Source organism: uncultured Pontibacter sp. (assembly GCF_947492645.1).
In the GTDB taxonomy this organism is placed as follows: Bacteria; Bacteroidota; Bacteroidia; order Cytophagales; family Hymenobacteraceae; genus Pontibacter.
This window is the reverse complement of the sequence record NZ_CANLMZ010000003.1, coordinates 37,329-56,418: the sequence shown is the minus strand read 5'-3', so window position 1 is coordinate 56,418 and position 19,090 is coordinate 37,329. Positions and strand designations below refer to the sequence as shown.

18 protein-coding genes are annotated in these 19,090 nt (G+C 44.7%); 14 read left to right on the top strand and 4 right to left on the bottom strand.

Annotation, left to right across the window (positions count from 1 at the left end):
- The first annotated feature begins 86 nt into the window (after nucleotides 1-86).
- The 9 genes from Q1A23_RS03095 to Q1A23_RS03060 all read left to right on the top strand — a co-directional run bounded on the left by Q1A23_RS03095 (nucleotide 87) and on the right by Q1A23_RS03060 (nucleotide 8,404).
- On the top strand, nucleotides 87-1,706 hold the full coding sequence (locus Q1A23_RS03095) for an OstA-like protein (protein WP_299819333.1): 1,620 nt from the start codon (nucleotides 87-89) through the stop codon (nucleotides 1,704-1,706).
- 83 nt (nucleotides 1,707-1,789) lie between these two features.
- Nucleotides 1,790-2,614, top strand: coding sequence for an outer membrane protein assembly factor BamD (gene bamD, locus Q1A23_RS03090; protein ID WP_299819331.1), 825 nt, complete (start codon nucleotides 1,790-1,792; stop codon nucleotides 2,612-2,614).
- Nucleotides 2,615-2,625: 11 nt separating this feature from the next.
- Nucleotides 2,626-2,955, top strand: a complete 330-nt coding sequence (locus Q1A23_RS03085) for a DNA-directed RNA polymerase subunit omega (protein WP_299819328.1) — start codon at nucleotides 2,626-2,628, stop codon at nucleotides 2,953-2,955.
- Nucleotides 2,956-2,964: 9 nt separating this feature from the next.
- A complete protein-coding gene (locus Q1A23_RS19575) occupies nucleotides 2,965-3,525 on the top strand; it encodes a flavoprotein (protein ID WP_363322019.1) in 561 nt (186 codons plus the stop codon).
- Nucleotides 3,506-4,168, top strand: coding sequence for a bifunctional phosphopantothenoylcysteine decarboxylase/phosphopantothenate--cysteine ligase CoaBC (coaBC, locus tag Q1A23_RS19570; protein WP_363322018.1), 663 nt, complete (start codon nucleotides 3,506-3,508; stop codon nucleotides 4,166-4,168). Before Q1A23_RS19575 ends, coaBC begins: the two co-directional genes overlap by 20 nt.
- The gene (locus tag Q1A23_RS03075) at nucleotides 4,161-5,066 is read left to right on the top strand and encodes a DUF4835 family protein (RefSeq protein WP_299819325.1); all 906 of its coding nucleotides are present in this window, start codon (nucleotides 4,161-4,163) and stop codon (nucleotides 5,064-5,066) included. Before coaBC ends, Q1A23_RS03075 begins: the two co-directional genes overlap by 8 nt.
- 74 nt (nucleotides 5,067-5,140) lie before the next feature.
- Entirely contained in the window at nucleotides 5,141-5,371 is a 231-nt protein-coding gene (locus Q1A23_RS03070; protein WP_299819323.1) for a hypothetical protein, read from the top strand.
- A 237-nt stretch (nucleotides 5,372-5,608) separates the two neighbouring features.
- The gene (gene recN, locus Q1A23_RS03065; protein WP_299819321.1) at nucleotides 5,609-7,288 is read left to right on the top strand and encodes a DNA repair protein RecN; all 1,680 of its coding nucleotides are present in this window, start codon (nucleotides 5,609-5,611) and stop codon (nucleotides 7,286-7,288) included.
- 303 nt (nucleotides 7,289-7,591) lie between these two features.
- Nucleotides 7,592-8,404 carry an SDR family oxidoreductase gene (locus tag Q1A23_RS03060; RefSeq protein ID WP_299819318.1) on the top strand — a complete coding sequence of 271 codons (813 nt, stop codon included), beginning with the start codon at nucleotides 7,592-7,594 and terminating at the stop codon, nucleotides 8,402-8,404.
- Nucleotides 8,405-8,510: 106 nt separating this feature from the next.
- Here Q1A23_RS03060 and Q1A23_RS03055 read toward each other — a convergent pair whose 3' ends face one another.
- Both Q1A23_RS03055 and Q1A23_RS03050 read right to left on the bottom strand, forming a co-directional pair.
- Nucleotides 8,511-8,882 (bottom strand): cupin domain-containing protein, encoded by a 372-nt coding sequence (locus tag Q1A23_RS03055; RefSeq protein ID WP_299819315.1) that lies wholly within the window; start codon nucleotides 8,880-8,882, stop codon nucleotides 8,511-8,513.
- A gap of 20 nt (nucleotides 8,883-8,902) precedes the next feature.
- A complete protein-coding gene (locus Q1A23_RS03050; protein WP_299819312.1) occupies nucleotides 8,903-9,148 on the bottom strand; it encodes a Kazal-type serine protease inhibitor in 246 nt (81 codons plus the stop codon).
- 196 nt (nucleotides 9,149-9,344) lie between these two features.
- Here Q1A23_RS03050 and Q1A23_RS03045 point away from each other — a divergent pair, with 196 nt between their 5' ends.
- The 3 genes from Q1A23_RS03045 to Q1A23_RS03035 all read left to right on the top strand — a co-directional run bounded on the left by Q1A23_RS03045 (nucleotide 9,345) and on the right by Q1A23_RS03035 (nucleotide 11,019).
- Entirely contained in the window at nucleotides 9,345-9,749 is a 405-nt protein-coding gene (locus Q1A23_RS03045) for a YtxH domain-containing protein (RefSeq protein WP_299819309.1), read from the top strand.
- A 165-nt stretch (nucleotides 9,750-9,914) separates the two neighbouring features.
- On the top strand, nucleotides 9,915-10,274 hold the full coding sequence (locus tag Q1A23_RS03040) for a YtxH domain-containing protein (protein ID WP_299819307.1): 360 nt from the start codon (nucleotides 9,915-9,917) through the stop codon (nucleotides 10,272-10,274).
- A gap of 274 nt (nucleotides 10,275-10,548) precedes the next feature.
- Nucleotides 10,549-11,019, top strand: coding sequence for a YtxH domain-containing protein (locus Q1A23_RS03035; protein WP_299819304.1), 471 nt, complete (start codon nucleotides 10,549-10,551; stop codon nucleotides 11,017-11,019).
- A gap of 75 nt (nucleotides 11,020-11,094) precedes the next feature.
- Here the strand turns inward: Q1A23_RS03035 and lysS are convergent, their stop codons facing one another.
- Both lysS and Q1A23_RS03025 read right to left on the bottom strand, forming a co-directional pair.
- Nucleotides 11,095-12,633, bottom strand: coding sequence for a lysine--tRNA ligase (gene lysS / locus Q1A23_RS03030; RefSeq protein WP_299819301.1), 1,539 nt, complete (start codon nucleotides 12,631-12,633; stop codon nucleotides 11,095-11,097).
- A gap of 305 nt (nucleotides 12,634-12,938) precedes the next feature.
- Nucleotides 12,939-13,967 (bottom strand): hypothetical protein, encoded by a 1,029-nt coding sequence (locus Q1A23_RS03025; RefSeq protein WP_299819299.1) that lies wholly within the window; start codon nucleotides 13,965-13,967, stop codon nucleotides 12,939-12,941.
- 291 nt (nucleotides 13,968-14,258) lie between these two features.
- On the opposite strand from Q1A23_RS03025, the gene Q1A23_RS03020 reads away from it, so the two are divergent.
- Together Q1A23_RS03020 and Q1A23_RS03015 are read left to right on the top strand one after the other, a co-directional pair.
- Nucleotides 14,259-15,416 (top strand): aminotransferase class I/II-fold pyridoxal phosphate-dependent enzyme, encoded by a 1,158-nt coding sequence (locus Q1A23_RS03020; protein ID WP_299819296.1) that lies wholly within the window; start codon nucleotides 14,259-14,261, stop codon nucleotides 15,414-15,416.
- A 230-nt stretch (nucleotides 15,417-15,646) separates the two neighbouring features.
- Nucleotides 15,647-19,048 carry a choice-of-anchor J domain-containing protein gene (locus Q1A23_RS03015; RefSeq protein ID WP_299819294.1) on the top strand — a complete coding sequence of 1,134 codons (3,402 nt, stop codon included), beginning with the start codon at nucleotides 15,647-15,649 and terminating at the stop codon, nucleotides 19,046-19,048.
- Nucleotides 19,049-19,090: the final 42 nt, after the last annotated feature.

Below are 19,090 nucleotides of genomic sequence, written 5' to 3'. Positions count from 1 at the left end.
ATAAATTAGACGAAAGACTGTTAGATGATAGGTGAAAGAAATAAGTCCTTTGTCTCAATGTCTTTTGTCCTTTGTCAAGAATCTAAATGAAGTATACAAAATTACTCTTTTCTATTGTCTTTACGCTGCTTTCGGTGGTGGTTTTCGGGCAGCAGACGCCGCGGCAGGCACAAACGCAAGGCAGCAGAGTAGAACTGCAGGGTGCCGACTCTTTAGTGGGCGGTACTTTTAATGGTCAACGGATTGATAAGCTGATAGGTAACGTAAAGTTTAAGCAACGTGATGCGATTCTTTTTGCTGACTCTGTTTATCAATACAAAGAGCGTAACTTTCTGGAAGCGTTCGGCAATGTGCGCATTAACCAGGCCGATACTGTAACCATGCGCGGCGACAGGGCCACTTACGATGGCAACAGCCGACTAGCCAAAATGACGGGAAATGTGGTGATGAGCGATCCACGCATGACCTTAACCACTCCAAGCCTTGATTATAATCTGGGTACCCGCACGGCAGTTTATACCGAAGGAGGCACCATTATAGACCCGGAGAACCGCCTGGAAAGCCGCCGTGGCTCCTATGACACGCGTTCTAAAATGTTCACCTTTCAGCAGGATGTAAAAGTATTTACCAAAGACTACAATATCACCGCCCAGAACATGCGGTACAATACCCTAAGTAAGATTGTATACTTCCAGGGGCCAACATTTATAAAAGGTGAGCAAGGCGACTTGTATGCCGAAGAGGGTACGTACAACACCTTAACCAAAGTATCGAACTTTGGCCGTAATGCCTACATCCTTACAAAAGAATACAGACTGGGTGGAGATAAACTTTACTATGACCAAAACACCGGTTACGGATATGCTGAGAAAAACGTATCGTTGCGGGCGCTGAAAGACGACGTGACTATAAGAGGGCAGATAGGGCGCTACTGGCGCGACAGGGGTGAGGCCAAGGTATACGGCAGCCCGGTAATGGAAACCATACTTGACAACGATACTTTATACTTGTCGGCTGATACGCTTTACTCTAAAGAGGCAAGGGCGGGAAGGGTTAAAAGTATGTTGTTTGCCTATCCTAATGTAAAAATCTTTAAAACCGATTTGCAGGGCAAAGCCGACTCGCTAAGTTATAACCGTACTGACTCTGTAATGCACCTGAACCGCAAGCCTGTGCTTTGGAGCGAAAACAGCCAACTAGTATCCGATACCATACATGTGCAGCTGCGCAACAAGACCATCGACAGAATGTACATGTACAGCAACGCATTTATTGCCTCAGAAGACTCCCTCAAAAATTACAACCAGGTAAAAGGCCGCAACATGGTGGCTTATTTCCAGAACGGCGACATAAGGCGGGTAAATGTGAACGGCAATGGCGAAAGTTTATACTATGCTTTAGAAGGGGATAGCGTGCTGACGGGAATGAACAAAGCCATTTGCAGCAACATGGTACTTAAATTCGGAGAAAATAAATTGCAGACAATCTCGTTCTTGGTGCAGCCAGATGCAAATTTTATACCTCCGCACGAGTTGCAGGAGTCAGAGCGGCAGTTAGATGGTTTTAGCTGGATGGAAAAATTAAGGCCTACCCGTAAAGATGTTTTTGCAACACGCGTACCGGCAAAACCTAAGGCAGCTGTGCCGCCCAAAAAGGCGCCAGCAAAGAAACAGGCTAAAAAGAAAGCTGCTGCCAAAAAGAATTAAAATACCTTAAGCTTACACAAGGAGTTTCGCCTTGTTATTTCAGTTTTGTAAATCACACAGATATTGTATAATTTTGCCCGTTCATGAATAGAGGCTTTTTACATACCGTCGTATTAGTAGGTTTGTTGTTAGTTATTTCCGGCTGCAGCAATTTTCAGAAGCTTTTAAAGAGCGACGACGTTGACAAGAAATACAAGGCTGCCCTTGAGTACCACAAGAAAGAGGACTACTACCGCGCCAACCAGTTACTGGAGCAGGTATCGCCTTTGCTTACCGGTAGCGAAGAGGCCGAGCAGGCAAAGTTCTACCTCGCAGACACGTACTATGAGCTGGGAGATTACCTGTTAGCTGATTTCCACTTCAAAAGCTTTTATCAGACTTACCCGCGCAGCCCGTTAGCTGAGCAGGCAATGTATAACCAGGCACTATCGTTGTATAACCAATCGCCTAGTTTTGAGCAGGACCAGACAGCAACGCTTACTGCCATTGAGGCATTGCAGGAGTTTTCGGTACGTTACCCAAACAGCGATCGCATACCTGAAGCCAACCAGCTTATTGAGGAGCTGATGGTAAAGCTGGATAAAAAATCGTTTGATAATGCCCGCTTGTACTACCAGTTGCGTTACTGGAGAGCAGCAGTTGTGGCTTTTGATAACTTTCAGAAGGAGCATGCCTCATCGCCATACAGCGAAGAAGCAGCATACTTAAAGTTGGATGCGCAGTACCGCTTTGCGCTGGAAAGCGTACCAAATAAGCAGGAAGAACGCTTTTTACAAGCAGTAGATTATTATCAGAACTTCATCGATCAGTATCCTGATAGCAAGTTTACCCGTAATGCCCTGCAGGTGTATGAAAATACGTTGGCAGAGATCGAGAAAGTTAAAAAATCAACACAAGCAAATTCTTAAGTATAAAATATATGGCATCAGTTCCATCATCTATCGTTACGCGCAACATGGCCGATTTTGCAGAGCAAACTGGCAATGTATACATGTCTGTGTCTGTTATTTCTAAAAGAGCGAATCAGGTTGCAGTTAAGATAAAGGAGGAGTTAAACTCTAAACTTGCTGAATTTGCAACTACAGTTGATAACCTGGAAGAAGTATTTGAGAACCGCGAGCAGATCGAGATTTCTAAGTATTACGAGCGTCTGCCAAAGCCTACCAGCCTTGCAATCGAGGAGTTCCTGGAGGGTAAAGTATACTTCCGTTCACCAGACGAGGAGACTTCAGAAGAAATTTCCCTGTAATAAGGGCATATGCTCCGGCATAAAAAGATCATATTAGGAGTTTGCGGAAGTATAGCTGCGTATAAAGCGGCTTTACTTGTACGGCAGCTCATAAAAGCAGAAGCAGAAGTACAGGTAATCCTGACCACTTCTGCTTCTGAGTTTATCACCCCTCTTACATTGGCTACACTTTCTAAAAAGCCGGTACTTACCGGGTTTGTGAAAGATGAAACCGGCGTATGGAACAACCACGTGGACCTGGGCCTTTGGGCTGATGCCTTGGTTGTAGCCCCGGCAAGTGCCAACACCGTGGCCAAAATGGCAAACGGCTTCTGCGATAACCTTCTTAGTGCCACTTATCTTTCGGCGCGCTGCCCCGTTTTTGTAGCCCCAGCCATGGACCTGGATATGTATCAGCACCCATCGGTACAAAGCAATTTTACAAAATTGCGCGGCTATGGCAACAACATTATAGAGGCCGGTTATGGCGAGCTGGCAAGCGGACTGGTGGGGCAGGGGCGTATGGCAGAGCCGGAAGAGATTGTTCAAGTGCTTCAGAATTACTTTGCAGGTGACAGAAAACTCGTTTAAAGGCAAAACAGTAGTCTTAACAGCAGGCCCGACTTACGAGGCCATCGATCCGGTGCGCTTTATCGGGAACCACTCAACAGGCAAAATGGGTTACGCTTTAGCAGAGTGCTTTGCGGCGCATGGCGCTAACGTATACGTAGTGTCGGGCCCTGTAAACCTGCAGGCTCGACACCAAAGTATACATATTACGCACATAACAAGTGCTGACGAAATGTATGCTGCTGTAAAACAATTGGCACCCGAGGCAGATATTATAGTGTACGCCGCAGCCGTTGCCGATTATAAGCCTAAAGTAGTTGCCGATAAGAAAATAAAAAAAACTGGCGATGATCTTACAATTGAGCTTGTTAAGAACGTTGATATAGCAGCGGCGCTGGGCAAGGAGAAAAAGGAAGGTCAGTTTTCAGTTGGCTTTGCCCTGGAAACGCACAACGAAAGTGCCAATGCCCGTGAAAAGCTGCAGAAAAAGAACCTTGACATGATTGTGCTGAACTCACTCAACGATCCGGGAGCAGGCTTTAAGCACGATACGAATAAGATAACCATTATAGAAAAAGACGCTACCACCGCGTTTGAGCTAAAGCAAAAGACAGAGGTGGCTCAAGATATTGTAAACCTGATCTGGGAAAGACTAAATGGCTAAGAAAATACTTGTTTTGCTGATGTTTTGCCTGACAACCTGGACAGCCAATGCCCAGGAGCTGCAGTGCGATGTTGTTGTTAACAGCGAACAAGTGCAGTACACCGATCGGCAACTTTTCTCGGATATGCAGACACGCATTTTCGAGTTTATGAACAACCGCCGCTGGACTGACCAAGCCTACAGAACAGACGAAAGAATAAAGTGCCGCCTGCTTATTAACCTGACTGAGATGCCCGAGATTGGGGTCTTCAAGGCAAATGTGCAGGTAGTATCGGTTAGGCCGGCTTATGGCACAGGTTACGAATCAACGCTATTTTCTTTCATTGATAAAGACTGGACTTTCCAGTTTAATACTGCCCAGCCGCTGGATTTTGCTGAAAACAATTATACTTCCAACCTGTCGTCGATGCTGGCATTTTATGCTTACATGATCATCGGCATAGACAATGATAGCTTTGGCCGTTTAGGTGGCGCTGCCGCATTCGATAAAGCAAGAGCCGTGGTTAATATGGCCGCCTCGCAGGGAGCAGGTTACCAAGGCTGGAAAGCGTTTGACAGCAACCGCAACCGCTACTGGTTAATAGACAACTTACAGGACCCACAGTTCATCCCTTTCCGGGAGGGGCTTTACAACATGCACCGCCAGGGGCTTGATATCATGGTGGAGAACCCAGAGAAGGCAAGGCAATCTGTGCTAACAGTATTAGAAAGTATGCAGCGCCTGCAGCAGCAAAAGCCTAACTCGGCAGTAGTCCGCTCCTTTTTCGATGCCAAAGCAGATGAGTTGGTAAACATGTTTAAAACGGCTATACCTGCACAAAAGCAGCAGGCGTATACTTTGCTCTCACAAACCGACCCCACCAACAACAGCAAATACGAGGTATTGCTAAAACGCTAAAATTTTTAGAATTTCGCTAAAACGGTGTAACTTCACGGCGGCAGAACAAGCTGCATGTTTTTATACTTTATACTATGGGCAAACGCCAGGTCCGCATCTTCCAAAAAGATTTAGAAAAACACTTGCAAGAACTACTGCAGCAACCTGTAGTACAGGTAGTGTTGCGCACAAAAGTGGTGCTAGCTGGTTCGTTATCAAGTATAAACCCTGGTGTTTTGCAGCTTAAAGATTTTCGGGGTGGCAAGCATCAGTTTACTTTAGGCGAGATTGAAGAAATTATTTACGACCTGGAAGCGCCTTATTAAAGTATAAATTGCATCTCTCTTTTCCCCTTTTAAAAAGAGCCTCTGAAAGCTATTTGGCTATTAAGATTAGTAAAGCTTTATTTTTTAACTGGAGCAAAAGAAAATTTCCCTTATCTTAACGAGCAATCCAAAGTATAAACTATACTTTAACTGCATTTAAAATAATAACAGAATTAGCGAACTTTAGCATAGGCAAAAAGTCTTACATCTTATGTCTATAGTCTCGAGACTACATATATGCTGATAGATCTTAAAATTAAAAATTACGCCCTGATCGAGAAGCTGGAGATGAACCCTTCTCCGGTACTTAATATCATTACAGGCGAAACAGGTGCGGGAAAATCCATTATGCTGGGGGCCATCGGTTTGCTACTGGGCAACCGCGCCGATTCAAAACTGCTGTTTAACCAGGAGCAGAAGTGCGTGATAGAAGGCGTTTTTGATATTTCGCTTTACAACCTGAAAGAGGTATTTACTGCCGAGGACCTGGATTACGATAACCAATGCATTCTGCGCCGCGAGATAAGCCCCAGCGGTAAGTCGCGTGCCTTTGTAAACGACACGCCTGTAACGCTGGACGTGATTCGTAAGATAGGCGAGAACCTGATGGACATACACTCGCAGCACGACACGCTGCAGTTAGGTGACACCAGCTATCAACTTAATATACTGGATGTATATGCCGGTAACACTTCGCTTGATATTTACGCAGGCAATCTGTCTTATTTAAAAAACTACAACGACACTTACCGCAAGTATAAAAAGCTGGAATCTGACTATAAGAAGCTGGAAGACCAACTTGCCAAAGCACAGAAAGAGCTGGATTACAATACTTTTTTGCTGAATGAGCTGGAGGAGGCAAACCTACAGGAGAACGAGCAGGAAGAACTGGAGAATGAACTAAAGCAACTGGAAAACGCCGAAGACATCAAAGTAAAGTTAACCCAGGCGGTTCAGTACCTTACAGAGTCAGAGTTCAACATCACATCAGCATTAAAAGACACAGCGCACCTTATCGGTCAGTTGGCTGCCTTCTCGCCGAAGTATGATGAGTTGCGCACCCGCACCGAGAGCTGCATGATAGAGCTGAGCGATATTGCAGGTGAGTTGGAAGATGCAGAACGCAAAACAGAAGCAGACCCAGAGCGCACCGTAGAGGTGCAGGAACGCCTGAACATGATTTATACCTTGCAGCGCAAGCACCAGGTGCAGTCTAATGCAGAGCTACTGGAGATACAGCGCGACCTGGAAGGCAAGGTAGGCAGCGTGCTTAATCTGGATACTGCTATCGCGAACACTAAAAAGGCAATGGAGGCAGCGGAGAAAGATGTGCTAGCCAAGGCAGCCATACTTTCAGAGCGCAGAAAATCATCGTTCGGGCAGTTCGAAAAAGAACTTTATACTTTGCTGGCCGAACTGGGTATGCCAAATGCACGCATTGTTATTCAGCATGCAGACACGACTCCTTCTGCCACAGGTACCGACGAGATTAGTATACTTTTCAGCGCCAACAAAGGAGCACAACCGCAGTCGCTTGTAAAAGCCGCCTCTGGTGGTGAGTTTTCAAGGTTGATGCTGAGCGTGAAGTATATGCTGGCTGATAAAACTGCTTTGCCAACCATCGTTTTTGATGAGATCGATACGGGTATATCCGGGGAAGTAGCTGTGAAGGTGGGAAAAATGATGCAGCAGATGGCGCAGAAACACCAGATTATTGCCATTTCGCATTTGCCGCAAATTGCTGCTCAGGGCAATGCCCATTACTTTGTATACAAACACGATACAGAAGACCGTACCATCAGCCGTATTAAGAAGCTGAATAACGAGGAACGTGTTAACGAAATAGCCCATATGATTGCCGGCGCTAACCCAAGTGCTAGTGCTTACAAAAGCGCGAAGGAGCTGCTGTCGTTATAGTATAATGTACAATCTTTATAAAAAGCCCATTCCTGCGCTTAGGAATGGGCTTTTTGTTTGCTGAAATCATAAGCCTCTGACTTGAAACTTGTCTAGCAGTAATACCTTTATCCCTGTTTCTTCAGTATCTGGTTCAATCATCTCTGCACAACCTTAGACAAGGAGGGGCAGGGTGGTTTGGCCTGGCTCCACGAAGGTTTGCTGTTTGTTCGCCAGTTGTGCCGGCCTTGCATCTTGAGTTATACTTAGTTATTGCTATATTGCCAGCTCAAATCTTTGAAAGTATTAAACAACGATAAAGACATGTCTTATAATCTGCTTAAAGGAAAGAAAGGAATCATTTTCGGAGCGTTAGACGAGAAATCTATAGCTTGGAAAGTAGCGATGCGTGCCAAAGAAGAAGGTGCTGAGTTTGTGTTGACGAACGCGCCTATTGCCATGCGTATGGGTGAAATAAACAAGTTAGCAGAAGCGTGCAACGCACAAATTATACCTGCCGATGCAACTTCTGTAGAAGACCTGGAGAACCTGTTTACAAAAGCGCAGGAGATTTTAGGTGGCAAACTTGATTTTGTGCTTCATTCTATCGGGTCTAGCCCAAACATCCGCAAAGGCAAAGCATACGGAGACCTGAACTACGACTGGTTCCTGAAAACGCTGGATATCTCTGCCATTTCTTTCCATAAGGTGATGCATGTTGCCGAAAAGCAGGACGCCATGAATGAGTGGGGTTCTGTAGTTGCCCTATCTTACATTGCAGCACAGCGTGTATTCCCTGACTATACTGACATGTCGCATGCGAAGGCGGTGCTTGAGTCTATTGCCCGTAACTATGGTTACCGCTTAGGCCGCAGCAAAAAGATCCGTGTAAACACTATTTCGCAGTCGCCGACTAAAACAACAGCCGGTACCGGCGTAGGTGGTTTCGATGCTTTCTACGACTATGCAGATAAAATGTCGCCGCTGGGCAACGCGTCAGCAGAGGCATGTGCGGATTATACTATTACGCTATTCTCAGACCTTACGCGTTACGTAACGATGCAGAACCTGATGCATGATGGCGGGTTTAGCAGCATGGGTATCTCAGAAGATATCGTAGATTTGATCAGCAAGTAATAATTTTTATCAGGAGCTGCAAAAATACCCCTTAACACATAAAAGCCGCTGCTATACTATAGCAGCGGCTTTTATGTGTTAAGGGGGGCTTGCTTGTACCTTCAGGTTATTCTTCTTCGCGGTTAACGGTATTGATATCGAAAGCCGGTATGCAAACAGACCAGTATTCGGTTTCCTGGTCAAAGGGATTGGAATAGCGCACACGGGCACCAGCTTTTATAAGTATGGTTTCTCCGGCTTTAAGCTCTACCGCTTCCCCGTCAATTTCAATTAGCTTGCTGCCTTTCACCATAATGGTTATTTCATCAAATTCCGGGTTTTGGTGTGGCTCGCTCCAGTTAGCAGGGGCCACCATATGTGCCACGCTAAAGCCGGAGGTGCGGGTAGAGGCATGGCCAAAATGCTCTTCAATTAATTTGCCATCCGTGGTAGGAACCCGGAACGGCTTGGTTTGCTTTATGTATTTCTTTTCGCTCATCACGCATTCAAATTATAATTCTAACTTTTTTCTGTACACTCGCCTTTTGTGTAAGAAGTAACACCAGCACGGTTTGCTTCGCAACTGTTGCCGTAGGTTTTGCCGTCGCAGCCGCAAACAGGGTCGTACTGCATGGTGCACATGATGTCGGGGTTTATTTTGCTTTCGTCTATGCAGCTGGAGATGGTGGCAGTTTGGGTAGGTTTTGTGCAGGAACTGCCCGTAAACATGGCCGCTACAGCAAGTACGGCAAGAATTCTCTTCATAGTTTTTAAACTTTAAGTTGATTGGTGTTATACGTTTTGTGGCTGCAATTAACCAAGTGTGGCAGCAACCGTATGATATTTGAAGCGCAAAAATATCTAAATATATCTGAAGTAAGCTTTTTTGTGAAAATGAAGTACACTACGGGTCGCGCTTAGATGAATAATGATAAATAAAATGATCAAGCACATGGATAACATGAAAAACAACAACAACAAAATTCTAATGGCAACCCTGGCAGGCATTGGCGCTGGTATTGCAGCTGGCGTGCTGCTATCGCCGAACAATGGCCGCAATAACCGCGATGAGCTTAAGCGCACCCTTACAAAAGCAGGTGACGACCTGAATGCAACGATAAAAAGCTGGACAGAGAATTTAAGATCCAAGTCAGGAAAAGCATCAGGACAGGGGGACGACCAACTTGTGATGCATGGCTCCTGGGAAGACGTAAAACGCCTGCTTAGAAATAATTATGAGGAGCTTACGGAGGATGATCTAAACTATGAGCAGGGAAGCGAAAATGAACTGCTGAGCCGATTGCAGACTCGCCTCAACAAAACGAAAGACGAAATTCTGAAGCTATTATCTGACTTCAGAAGCTAAAAGCATATACACTTCGTTAGTCCAGTTAAATAAAATAGTTGCTATAATTTTATACTTTTAGCTTAAGTATAATAGTATTCTGTTGTATAGATATAACTTAATGCTATGTACAACGTTATTAGTAGACACATAAAAGAGTAAACAAAAATTATAATCATAACAACTATGAAAGACAATAGCGGAAAAGTGCTTTTGGCCCTTCTGGCAGGTGCAAGTGCAGGTGTAATTGCAGGTCTGCTTATGGCACCAGATACTGGTGAGGTAACACGCGGAAGCGTAAAAAAATGGGCTGGCAAGCTTAGCCAAGACCTGGAGAAAAACCTGCAGGCTGGACTTGACGAGATCAAGAACATGAGCGGCACGTTCGGTAAAACCGGAGGTGGCGACAACGGCGGCGATTCATCTGGCAACACAGGTGGTAACAAAGGCGGTTCTGGCTCAACAGGTGGTTCCAGCGCTGGTAACACAGGTACTGGATCAGCTGGTGGTACTACAGGCGGTAATGCAACTGGTGGTAACGCCTAAGTATAAACAAAAGTAAAAACACATTAAATTTATACATGCAATGTAAAAAGGCCTTCGGGCCTTGCCGTAACTATAAGTTTATTTTATAGTTGCTGAGGCGGCTAAAATTTGCATTGCGTGCAACGGCGCCTGCCCCTTTTTCTGGGGCAGGCGCCGTTATTTATGCCAAACCTAATTTAACCTTCCGCTTGCTCTCCCGTTATTAAATGTACAGCAAGTGCAATATACTGCTGTAGTTATGAGTTTAAAATTTAAACAAAATACAGATACAACTATGAGAACGAAAATGGAATGCAGATCGCTAGGAGAGGAAAGATCAACATTTGCTACTAACTCGTCTGTGCGGCAGATGAAGCAGAACGATACTACTGGTAAGAAAATGAAGAGCAAAAAGAGTAGCAGCGGAAATGGGGCTGTGGCCTTGGGCCTGCTTGCAGGAGCTGCGGCAGGCGCGCTTGCAGGTGTATTGCTTGCCCCTGATAAAGGAACCACTACCCGTAAAAAAGTAGCTGACTCTGCTTCCAAACTTGGCGACCAGGTAAGTAAAGGCTATACTTCTACAAAATCTAAAGTGGATTCCTGGACTGGTAAAAAGAAAGAGCCTTACATTAACCCCAATTTAAGCAAAAACCAGCAGGCACAAACTGGTAACGTACAGAGCAGCCCTTATACCGATAAAGCTAAATGGGATGATGACGAGGTGAACAGAATGATTAACGATTCCCGTAAAACTCCAGGCTTATAGAAAAGCTAAAGTATAAAAAGGAAGGGCCTGCTATGTGTAGCAGGCCCTTCCTTTTTAAAGTAACTAAGCAAAAGCTTATTTCTCTTCTTTCTTATCTTGCTTCTCCGGCTTCATTTGCGGGAAGAACAACACATCCTGGATAGAGTTAGAGTTGGTCATAATCATGGCCAGGCGATCTATACCTACACCCAAGCCTGCTGTTGGCGGCATACCGTATTCCAAGGCACGAAGAAAGTCTTCATCCAGTACCATGGCTTCTACGTCTCCACGTTTTGCCAGCTCAAGTTGCTCTTCAAAGCGCGCGCGCTGGTCTACAGGGTCATTAAGCTCAGAGAAGGCATTGCAAATTTCTTTACCGTTACAAATAGCCTCAAAACGCTCTACCAGCCCTGGTTTGCTGCGGTGCTTTTTAGCCAATGGGCTCATCTCTACAGGGTAATCCGTAATAAATGTTGGCTGTATCAAGTATGGCTCTGCCGTTTCTCCGAAGATCTCGTCAATAAGCTTAGCCTTGCCCATGGTTGGGTCTGTATGGATGCCTAGCTTCTCTGCTGCCTGGCGAAGCGCTGGCTCATCCATGTTTGTGATATCGATTTTAGTAAAGTGCTCGATAGCCTCAAACATTGTATAACGCTTCCAAGGGCGGGCGAAGTTAATTACGTTCTCTCCAACTTGCACTTCTGTTGTACCATGCAGGGCAAGGGCTACTTTTTCCACCATTTCCTCTACCAGGTCCATCATCCAGTTATAGTCTTTGTAAGTAACGTAAAGCTCCATCACAGTAAACTCCGGGTTGTGGAAACGGCTCATACCTTCGTTACGGAAGTCTTTTGCAAACTCGAACACGCCATCAAAACCACCCACTATCAGGCGCTTTAAGTATAACTCGTTGGCAATGCGCAGGTACAGCGTCATGTCCAGGGTGTTGTGGTGCGTTTTAAACGGACGTGCCGCCGCGCCACCATGTATAGGCTGCAGAATTGGTGTTTCCACCTCCAGGTAACCTTTATCAGATAAGAAGTTACGCATGGTGTTTACCAGCCTGGTGCGCTTCTGGAAAGTTTCACGTACATGTGGGTTCACGATCAAATCCACGTAACGCTGACGGTAACGAAGCTCAGGGTCGCTAAAGGCATCGTAAACATGCTCTACGCCATTTTCGTCCACCTCGCGCTTTACGATTGGTAGTGGCTTAAGCGATTTTGTAAGTACTTTTAGCTCTGTAACATGCACCGAGATCTCACCTACCTGCGTTACGAAAGCATAGCCTTTGATTCCGATGAAGTCACCGATGTCAAGCATTTTCTTGAACACGGTGTTATACATGTCCTTGTTCTCGCCTGGTGCAATGTCATCTCTTGAAACGTATATCTGGATCCGGCCTGTGCTGTCCATCAGCTCCGCAAAAGAGGCTTTACCCATAATGCGGCGGCTCATTAAACGGCCTGCCAGGGTTACTTCCTGATAGTTGCCCTTTTCCTTGTCAAAGTTTTCTTTTATCTCTTTGGCTGTTGCCGTAACCTCAAATGTTTCAGATGGATAGGGGTTGATGCCCATTTTCTCCAGTTCTTCACGCTCGTGTCTACGGCGTAGTTCCTGTTCGCTCAGTTGCATGCGATTTTATACTAAAAGTGTTTTGTCAAAATCAAGTTGCAAAATTCGTAAATAATCGGCAGCTTTTAAAGAGTTAATTACTGATAGTTTGGCAGGAGGATAATGAAAGTATAAAAGATTGAAATTCTGAATGGAACGCATAAGCCGCAGCAGGACCAGTAGTAAATCAGCATCTGGTAAGCTATAGGTTAAAATAAAAAGGCGGGTGCTGACTGAGTGACTTACATTTGACTGTAAAGCTTAAAACAAAAGCCTCCTGCAAGTATAAACTTACAGAAGGCTAAAGTATAAACAGGGATTGCGATTTATGCTGCCTGCCCCATCTGGTAATCCTCATCTCCGAACAGCGGCTTGATGTGCTGCTGTAGCCTGGCTGCTGCAAACGAATTCTGTAAATAGCCAGGTAAGTCTTTTACAAATGCCTCATACTGTTGTATGCCCATGGCCTGTGCCACATAGCTTTCATGTATGCCGTTCAGGTAGCTTACAATCTCCAGCAACGACTCATGAAACAGTTTAAAGTCAATCTCAGCCTGCACGAATCGTTCTATTTCGCGGTGTGAAGAGGATATGCGCAATCGTGCCAGCAAATCAAACAGCGTAGTATAACCTATGCGCCAGGTGAGTTGCTGCCAATGCTGGGGACCAAACTTCTGCAGCACTTCGCCTGTTTTAGCGCTACGAATGGAAGTAGCTGAGTTTGCCTGTACTTGCTGTCTTATACTTTTAGCTTTTTGGCGGCGGGTGGTGCGCAAAAACTGCCCAATCTGTGCCTGCGCTTCCAGTTCTTTACCTGCTATCTGTAAGCCAGGCTTGTAATGCGACAAGGGCAAACGGTGTATGTTAAAGTCATCGTAATGGCCAGAGGCGTAAAAGCCAATTGCTTTCGGATAAGCATTTTTAACCACCAATCTACCTGCCTCCCTAAGTACAAGCGCCTCGTTAGGAGACTTTACACCACGCGTATACAAGAAAGCCTGCAAACCAGAGAACACCGTATAATACGCCTGCGGAAATGTCCAGTACAGGGCATTGCGCATGTAAGCTTCGTCGCCGAGAGCAGCCGTTGTGCGTAAGGCATACTCGGTACTCCAGCTATTTAGCAGGTAGCGTTTCACTTTTTCTATGTCTTGTTCAGTTAGCTCAGCCTGCGATTCCTTCAAAAAAGCAAGTTGCTCCATACCACTTGTATCGCCGTTTTGTAAGTGATAGTTTATGGCGAAAAAGTAATTGAGAAACACCTGAGCGGGGATGGATTTTTGCCAATCTTTATCCTGCTCGTTTTGCTCATTTTGATTAAGCAGAAATACGTTTTCTTCTTCTTTCTCTTTCATATATACCCAACAATTATAGGGCCGCTACAGTTGCATAAACACCCATAAATACTAGTGTTTTTAGTGTATTTAAGTTATTGATTAACAGTATGTTAATATAATATTGCAAATTTTTTTAGTAATCTGATGTTTGTAGTGGAATCTCTATTGAAGAACGATGGGGAAGCAAGGATTTGATCCAGGAAAAAGGAGCATAAAACAGCTAGAAAGCCTATTAGAAGGTAGCATACTTAAAGGCGTAGAACAACCCTTGCCAAATACAAGTAAGTAGATTAAACAAAGGCCTGTACTATGGATCTATCTTATATTTTAAACGAGCTGGGCGAAGAGCGAGAGCACTACTTTAATGCAGTTGCGCCCCCAATTTTACAGACAAGCAACTTTTCGGCAGATACCGTAGCTGACTTCAGGCGGAAATTGTTTAACGAATCAGAAGCGCACCTGTACACGCGCGGCAACAACCCAACTGTAACCATACTTGAGAAAAAAATAGCAGCCCTGGAGGGAGCCGAGCACGCCATTGCCTTTGGTAGTGGCATCGCGGCAGTAGCTGCAGCTGTTCTATCGCAGGTAAGCGCAGGAGACCATATAGTAAGTGTTAAAAAGCCATACTTCTGGACGGATACGTTGATGAATAAATTTCTGCCACGGTTTGGAGTGGAGGTAAGTATGGTAGATGGCACCGATCCGGAGAATTACAGAAAAGCGATCAAGCCAAACACAAAGTTACTTTACCTCGAAAGCCCTAACTCTTATACGTTCGAACTACAGGATATTGCGGCTGTAGTAGCTATTGCGAGAGAGCATAACTGTACAACTATCATAGATAATAGTTTTGCCAGCCCCATCAACCAAAACCCTATTGCCTTCGGTGTTGATTTTGTGGTCCATTCGTGTACAAAGTATATAGGAGGGCACTCCGATGTGATGGGTGGTGTTATCTGCGGCGCAAGGCAAAGTATAAACAAGATTTTTGAACGCGAGTATATGACCCTGGGAGCTGTGCTTTCGCCGCACGATGCATGGCTGCTGATAAGGGGGCTTAGAACGTTGCCGTTACGCATGGAGCGGGTGGCGGCGACAACCAGGAAAGTTGTCTCTTTTTTGGAGCAGCACCCAAAGGTAAAACACGTTAATTTTCCGTTTCTGCCTTCGCACCCGCAGCAAGGGTTGGCGCATAAACAACTGCGCAACAACACAGGGCAGTTCTCCATACTACTTAATACAGAAGATATAGCGCGCGTAGAAACATTTTGCGACAAACTGCAACACTTCCTGATGGCTGCCTCGTGGGGCGGACACGAATCGCTTATTTACCCAATGGCAGCTACCTATACCGACAGTAACCTTAAACCAGCTTTACCTTTTACGCTTGTGCGCTTTTACATTGGTTTGGAAGATGCTGATTATCTGATAAAAGACCTGGAACAAGCTTTAGAAGAAGTTTAGCGGCTGAATACTTTAGTATACTTTTTTTGGTAAATATTTGGTGTTAACCATGAATTTAAGATATTAATATTTTTCTTAATATATAGATAATAGATAGTATTGAATTTAGGCTTAGATTTGTGTGATGATTCAGGTACTCCAGTTTCTTCCGCAGTCTATTTTCCTCTTAAGGCAGGAGTGCCTCACTATCTCTGAAAATCAACCCAATTTATATCTAATATTAAACTTTTATGGTCAAACATTTACAAAAGCTATCCGCTCTTGTGCTGGTTTGCTGTGCCTTTTTAGGTAGCAGTAGTGAAGCGCGGGGGCAGGTCCTTCTTAATGAAGGAACAAATTACTCACAAAATTTTAATACGTTAGCAACTACAGGTACAGCTAACGTATGGACTAATAACACCACAATTGCTGGCTGGTACTCAACTCGTGAGAACTATCAGGCTAGCCCAGGTAGTTCAAATGCGGGTGCCCTTTACAGTTTTGGAAATAGTGCAGACAGAGCTCTTGGTGCTATCCAGTCAAACTCTACTGGTGCAGTAGCATACGGTGTGCAGTTTAAGAATACTTCTGGAGGCAAAATATCTTCTGTTAAAGTTAAGTATACCGGAGAGCAATGGAGAAACGGAGGTAACACTTCGCCCCAGTTACTTGAGTTTAGCTACGAAGTAACTACTTCTGCTAGTACTGAAATCACAAACACACTAGATAACTTTACAAGAGTTTCAGAGCTGGACTTTACTAGCCCTATAACCGGTGCCTCAGCAGCTGCACTTGATGGAAATGCAAGTGCTAACAGGAAGGCTATTGAACATACATTCAATGTTAACATAGAAGATGGTCAGTTCATCGTCATCAAGTGGATTGATGCGAATGATTCTGGTAGTGACCACGGACTTTCTGTAGACGACTTTGAGTTCTCTCCAGTTTATGATTCACAGATCACAACACCAACTATCAGGACAGATGCTAATTCTCTAGACCTAGGTGAAAACGTAGCCAATACTACATTCTTGGGTTCATACAAACTATCTGCAGTTAACATTGCAGAAGGTGAAGAAGTAACTGTTACTGCTGCAGCTCCTTTTGAGATTTCGACCTCAGAACTGGAAGGCTTCAGAAGTACGTATACTTTTACTGGTGCTGATCTGGAAACAGAAAGAACAATATATGTACGCGCTAAGCTTACTGCTATTGGCCAGGTTAATGGTAATATCACACATACTGCAGCAGGAGCAACTGATCTGGTTGTGAATGTAAAAGCGACTGTGGTTAGCCCATATACTCAAAACTTCGACAACTGCGGCACTACCTTACCAGGAGGCTGGACAACCGATAATGCATTAGGTGACGAAGTATGGGAGTGCACTACGTATGGCAGAACTGGCAATGCAGTACAAATTAACGGGTATAATGGCTCTGTCAAAGACAATGTTGACGCGTTGATTTCGCCTGCACTCGATTTAACTGGATTTAATGTGCCGCTTCTTACTTTCTGGACAAGAACAGCTTTCAATGGTCCTGGACTGACATTATTTATTTCTGCAAACTATAACGGCACAGATGTAGATGCTGCAACATGGGATGAAGTTGATGTAACACTACCAGGTGTTGCTTCAGATGTATGGACAAAGTCTGAGTTATTGCTGGATAAGTATAAAGGAGAAACTGTTCATATTGCTTTTGTTTATAGTTCAGGAAACGGAGCTGAAGCAGCACGCTGGACCCTGGATGATTTCTCTGTTACAGATGAGCCTTTCAAATTTGTAGCTGATAACGCTACTTTTGATTTTGGAGCATTAGAGCCAGGAAATTACAGCGAAGCCGAGTATGTTAAATTCAAAGCTCTTGGCTTTACAGAAGAAATCGTTATCGCCAGCGACCTGATCGATTTTGAGGTATCTAAAGACAATAAAACGTTTGCTCAGTCTGTAACTTACACAGCTGAAGAGGCTGCCGAAGGTGCCGAGTTGTTCGTGCGCTTCCTGCCTAAGTCTGTAGCGCCTCGTTTCGAGGGTAAACTAACGGCTATATCAGGCAATGGCTTTACAATGGAGCTTGGCACACTTACAGGTTCATCACTTCTAAAGGATGCAACACTAGATATCGTTACCTGGAACATGGAATGGTTTGGTGCTGATAAAGACGAAAAAGGCAACGAATTAGGGCCAGCTAATGAAGAGCTGCAGTATACTAATGCAAAGAAAGTTTTCGCTGACCTGGATGCTGACATCTTGGCGCTACAGGAGGTTTCTAACGATGCTGATATTCAGCGTTTGGCTGGCGAACTAGGTTACGAATACGTTGCATCCAGCGCATATTCTTACTCTTGGGATACAAGCAGAGACTTGGTGCCTCAGAAGTTATACTTCCTTTACAAGCCAGAAGTAGCGCAGGTTAAAAAGCAAAAAGTGCTGCTTAGCAAGTTCTACGAAGATGCCAGAAAAGGTGTGTATGATGAAGCATTTACAGGATATCCTGAAGGAGCTGCAAAGTTCTGGGCGAGTGGCCGCCTGCCTTTCATGGTAGAGTTTGAGACAACTGTAAACAACGTGAAGAAAAGCATAAGCCTGGTAAACCTGCACACAAGAGCTAACAGCGGCACGGATGTTTCGAAGCATACACAGCGTAAGTTTGATGTACAAGTGCTGAAAGACTCTTTAGATGCTTACTATAGCAATAAGCATGTTGTTATACTTGGCGATTACAACGATGATGTGGATGTATCTGTGGTAAATAACCTGCCATCTACATTTGCTCCATTTGTTGAGGATGCCGACTATAACGCATTAACCTTAGAATTAAGCAAAACAGGCGCCTTTACGTATGCCTCTGGCCAGTACGAAAGCTTCCTTGATCATATCATCGTGTCGTCTTCTCTTTCTAATGACTACATCGCAGAGACGATCACCATCGAAGACCAGTTCCTGAACAGCATTGGCAACTTCAGAAACACAACTTCAGACCACATGCCAGTATCAGCGCGCTTTAACCTGTCTGCTACTTCGTTAGTAACATTTACTGAGGCAACTGCTACGAAAGCAGAAGATGCCGGCAAGTATACCGTAAGCCTTACGTTGTCTGAAGCGCAGGCTACTGAGCAAACTGTAACTGTAAGTGTAGTAGACGGAGGTACAGCATCAGCAGCAGATTACACCGTAACAGGTGCAACTAACGGTGTTGTTACAGTAATTATTCCTGCCAATGCTACTACAGCTACATTTGAGCTAGCCATAGTTGATGATGAACTGGTAGAGGAGACAGAGGCAGTTACCTTCCAGATCACGAACAACAGCGCGAACCTTGTTATCGGTGAGGCAAAGACATATACTTTGACTATTACTGACAACGATATGGTAACTGGCATTGCAGATGCAACAAAAGGCCAGTTCCGCGTTTACCCTAACCCGGCTACGAGCCACGTAAACCTGGTGCTCCCAGAAAAAGCTGCTAAAGGCAATGTAAACTTAAGCGTTTGGGCTTTGGATGGCAGAAAAGTGTTTGAGACAGCTGGTAACATGGATGCAGCTAACCAAAACCTGAACAGCAAAGTAAGCAACCTGGCAAAAGGTGTTTACATCATCAAAGTTCAGGCTGGCAAAGAAGTATACCAGACCCGATTAATGAAGAACTAAGCTCTAACGCTTATACATAAGAAGAGCCTGCCGCATTTGTGG

Bases quoted from the DNA above. Each gene is read 5' to 3' on its own strand.
- Q1A23_RS03085 (WP_299819328.1), top strand. From the start codon at position 2,626: ATGGCATCAGTTCCATCATCTATCGTTACGCGCAACATGGCCGATTTT.
- Q1A23_RS03095 (WP_299819333.1), top strand. From the start codon at position 87: ATGAAGTATACAAAATTACTCTTTTCTATTGTCTTTACGCTGCTTTCG.
- bamD (WP_299819331.1), top strand. From the start codon at position 1,790: ATGAATAGAGGCTTTTTACATACCGTCGTATTAGTAGGTTTGTTGTTA.
- Q1A23_RS03025 (WP_299819299.1), bottom strand. From the start codon at position 13,967: ATGAAAGAGAAAGAAGAAGAAAACGTATTTCTGCTTAATCAAAATGAG.
- Q1A23_RS03035 (WP_299819304.1), top strand. From the start codon at position 10,549: ATGAGAACGAAAATGGAATGCAGATCGCTAGGAGAGGAAAGATCAACA.
- Q1A23_RS03055 (WP_299819315.1), bottom strand. From the start codon at position 8,882: ATGAGCGAAAAGAAATACATAAAGCAAACCAAGCCGTTCCGGGTTCCT.
- recN (WP_299819321.1), top strand. From the start codon at position 5,609: ATGCTGATAGATCTTAAAATTAAAAATTACGCCCTGATCGAGAAGCTG.
- Q1A23_RS19575 (WP_363322019.1), top strand. From the start codon at position 2,965: ATGCTCCGGCATAAAAAGATCATATTAGGAGTTTGCGGAAGTATAGCT.
- Q1A23_RS03050 (WP_299819312.1), bottom strand. From the start codon at position 9,148: ATGAAGAGAATTCTTGCCGTACTTGCTGTAGCGGCCATGTTTACGGGC.
- Q1A23_RS03070 (WP_299819323.1), top strand. From the start codon at position 5,141: ATGGGCAAACGCCAGGTCCGCATCTTCCAAAAAGATTTAGAAAAACAC.
- Q1A23_RS03060 (WP_299819318.1), top strand. From the start codon at position 7,592: ATGTCTTATAATCTGCTTAAAGGAAAGAAAGGAATCATTTTCGGAGCG.
- Q1A23_RS03015 (WP_299819294.1), top strand. From the start codon at position 15,647: ATGGTCAAACATTTACAAAAGCTATCCGCTCTTGTGCTGGTTTGCTGT.
- Q1A23_RS03045 (WP_299819309.1), top strand. From the start codon at position 9,345: ATGAAAAACAACAACAACAAAATTCTAATGGCAACCCTGGCAGGCATT.
- Q1A23_RS03040 (WP_299819307.1), top strand. From the start codon at position 9,915: ATGAAAGACAATAGCGGAAAAGTGCTTTTGGCCCTTCTGGCAGGTGCA.
- Q1A23_RS03020 (WP_299819296.1), top strand. From the start codon at position 14,259: ATGGATCTATCTTATATTTTAAACGAGCTGGGCGAAGAGCGAGAGCAC.
- Q1A23_RS03075 (WP_299819325.1), top strand. From the start codon at position 4,161: ATGGCTAAGAAAATACTTGTTTTGCTGATGTTTTGCCTGACAACCTGG.
- lysS (WP_299819301.1), bottom strand. From the start codon at position 12,633: ATGCAACTGAGCGAACAGGAACTACGCCGTAGACACGAGCGTGAAGAA.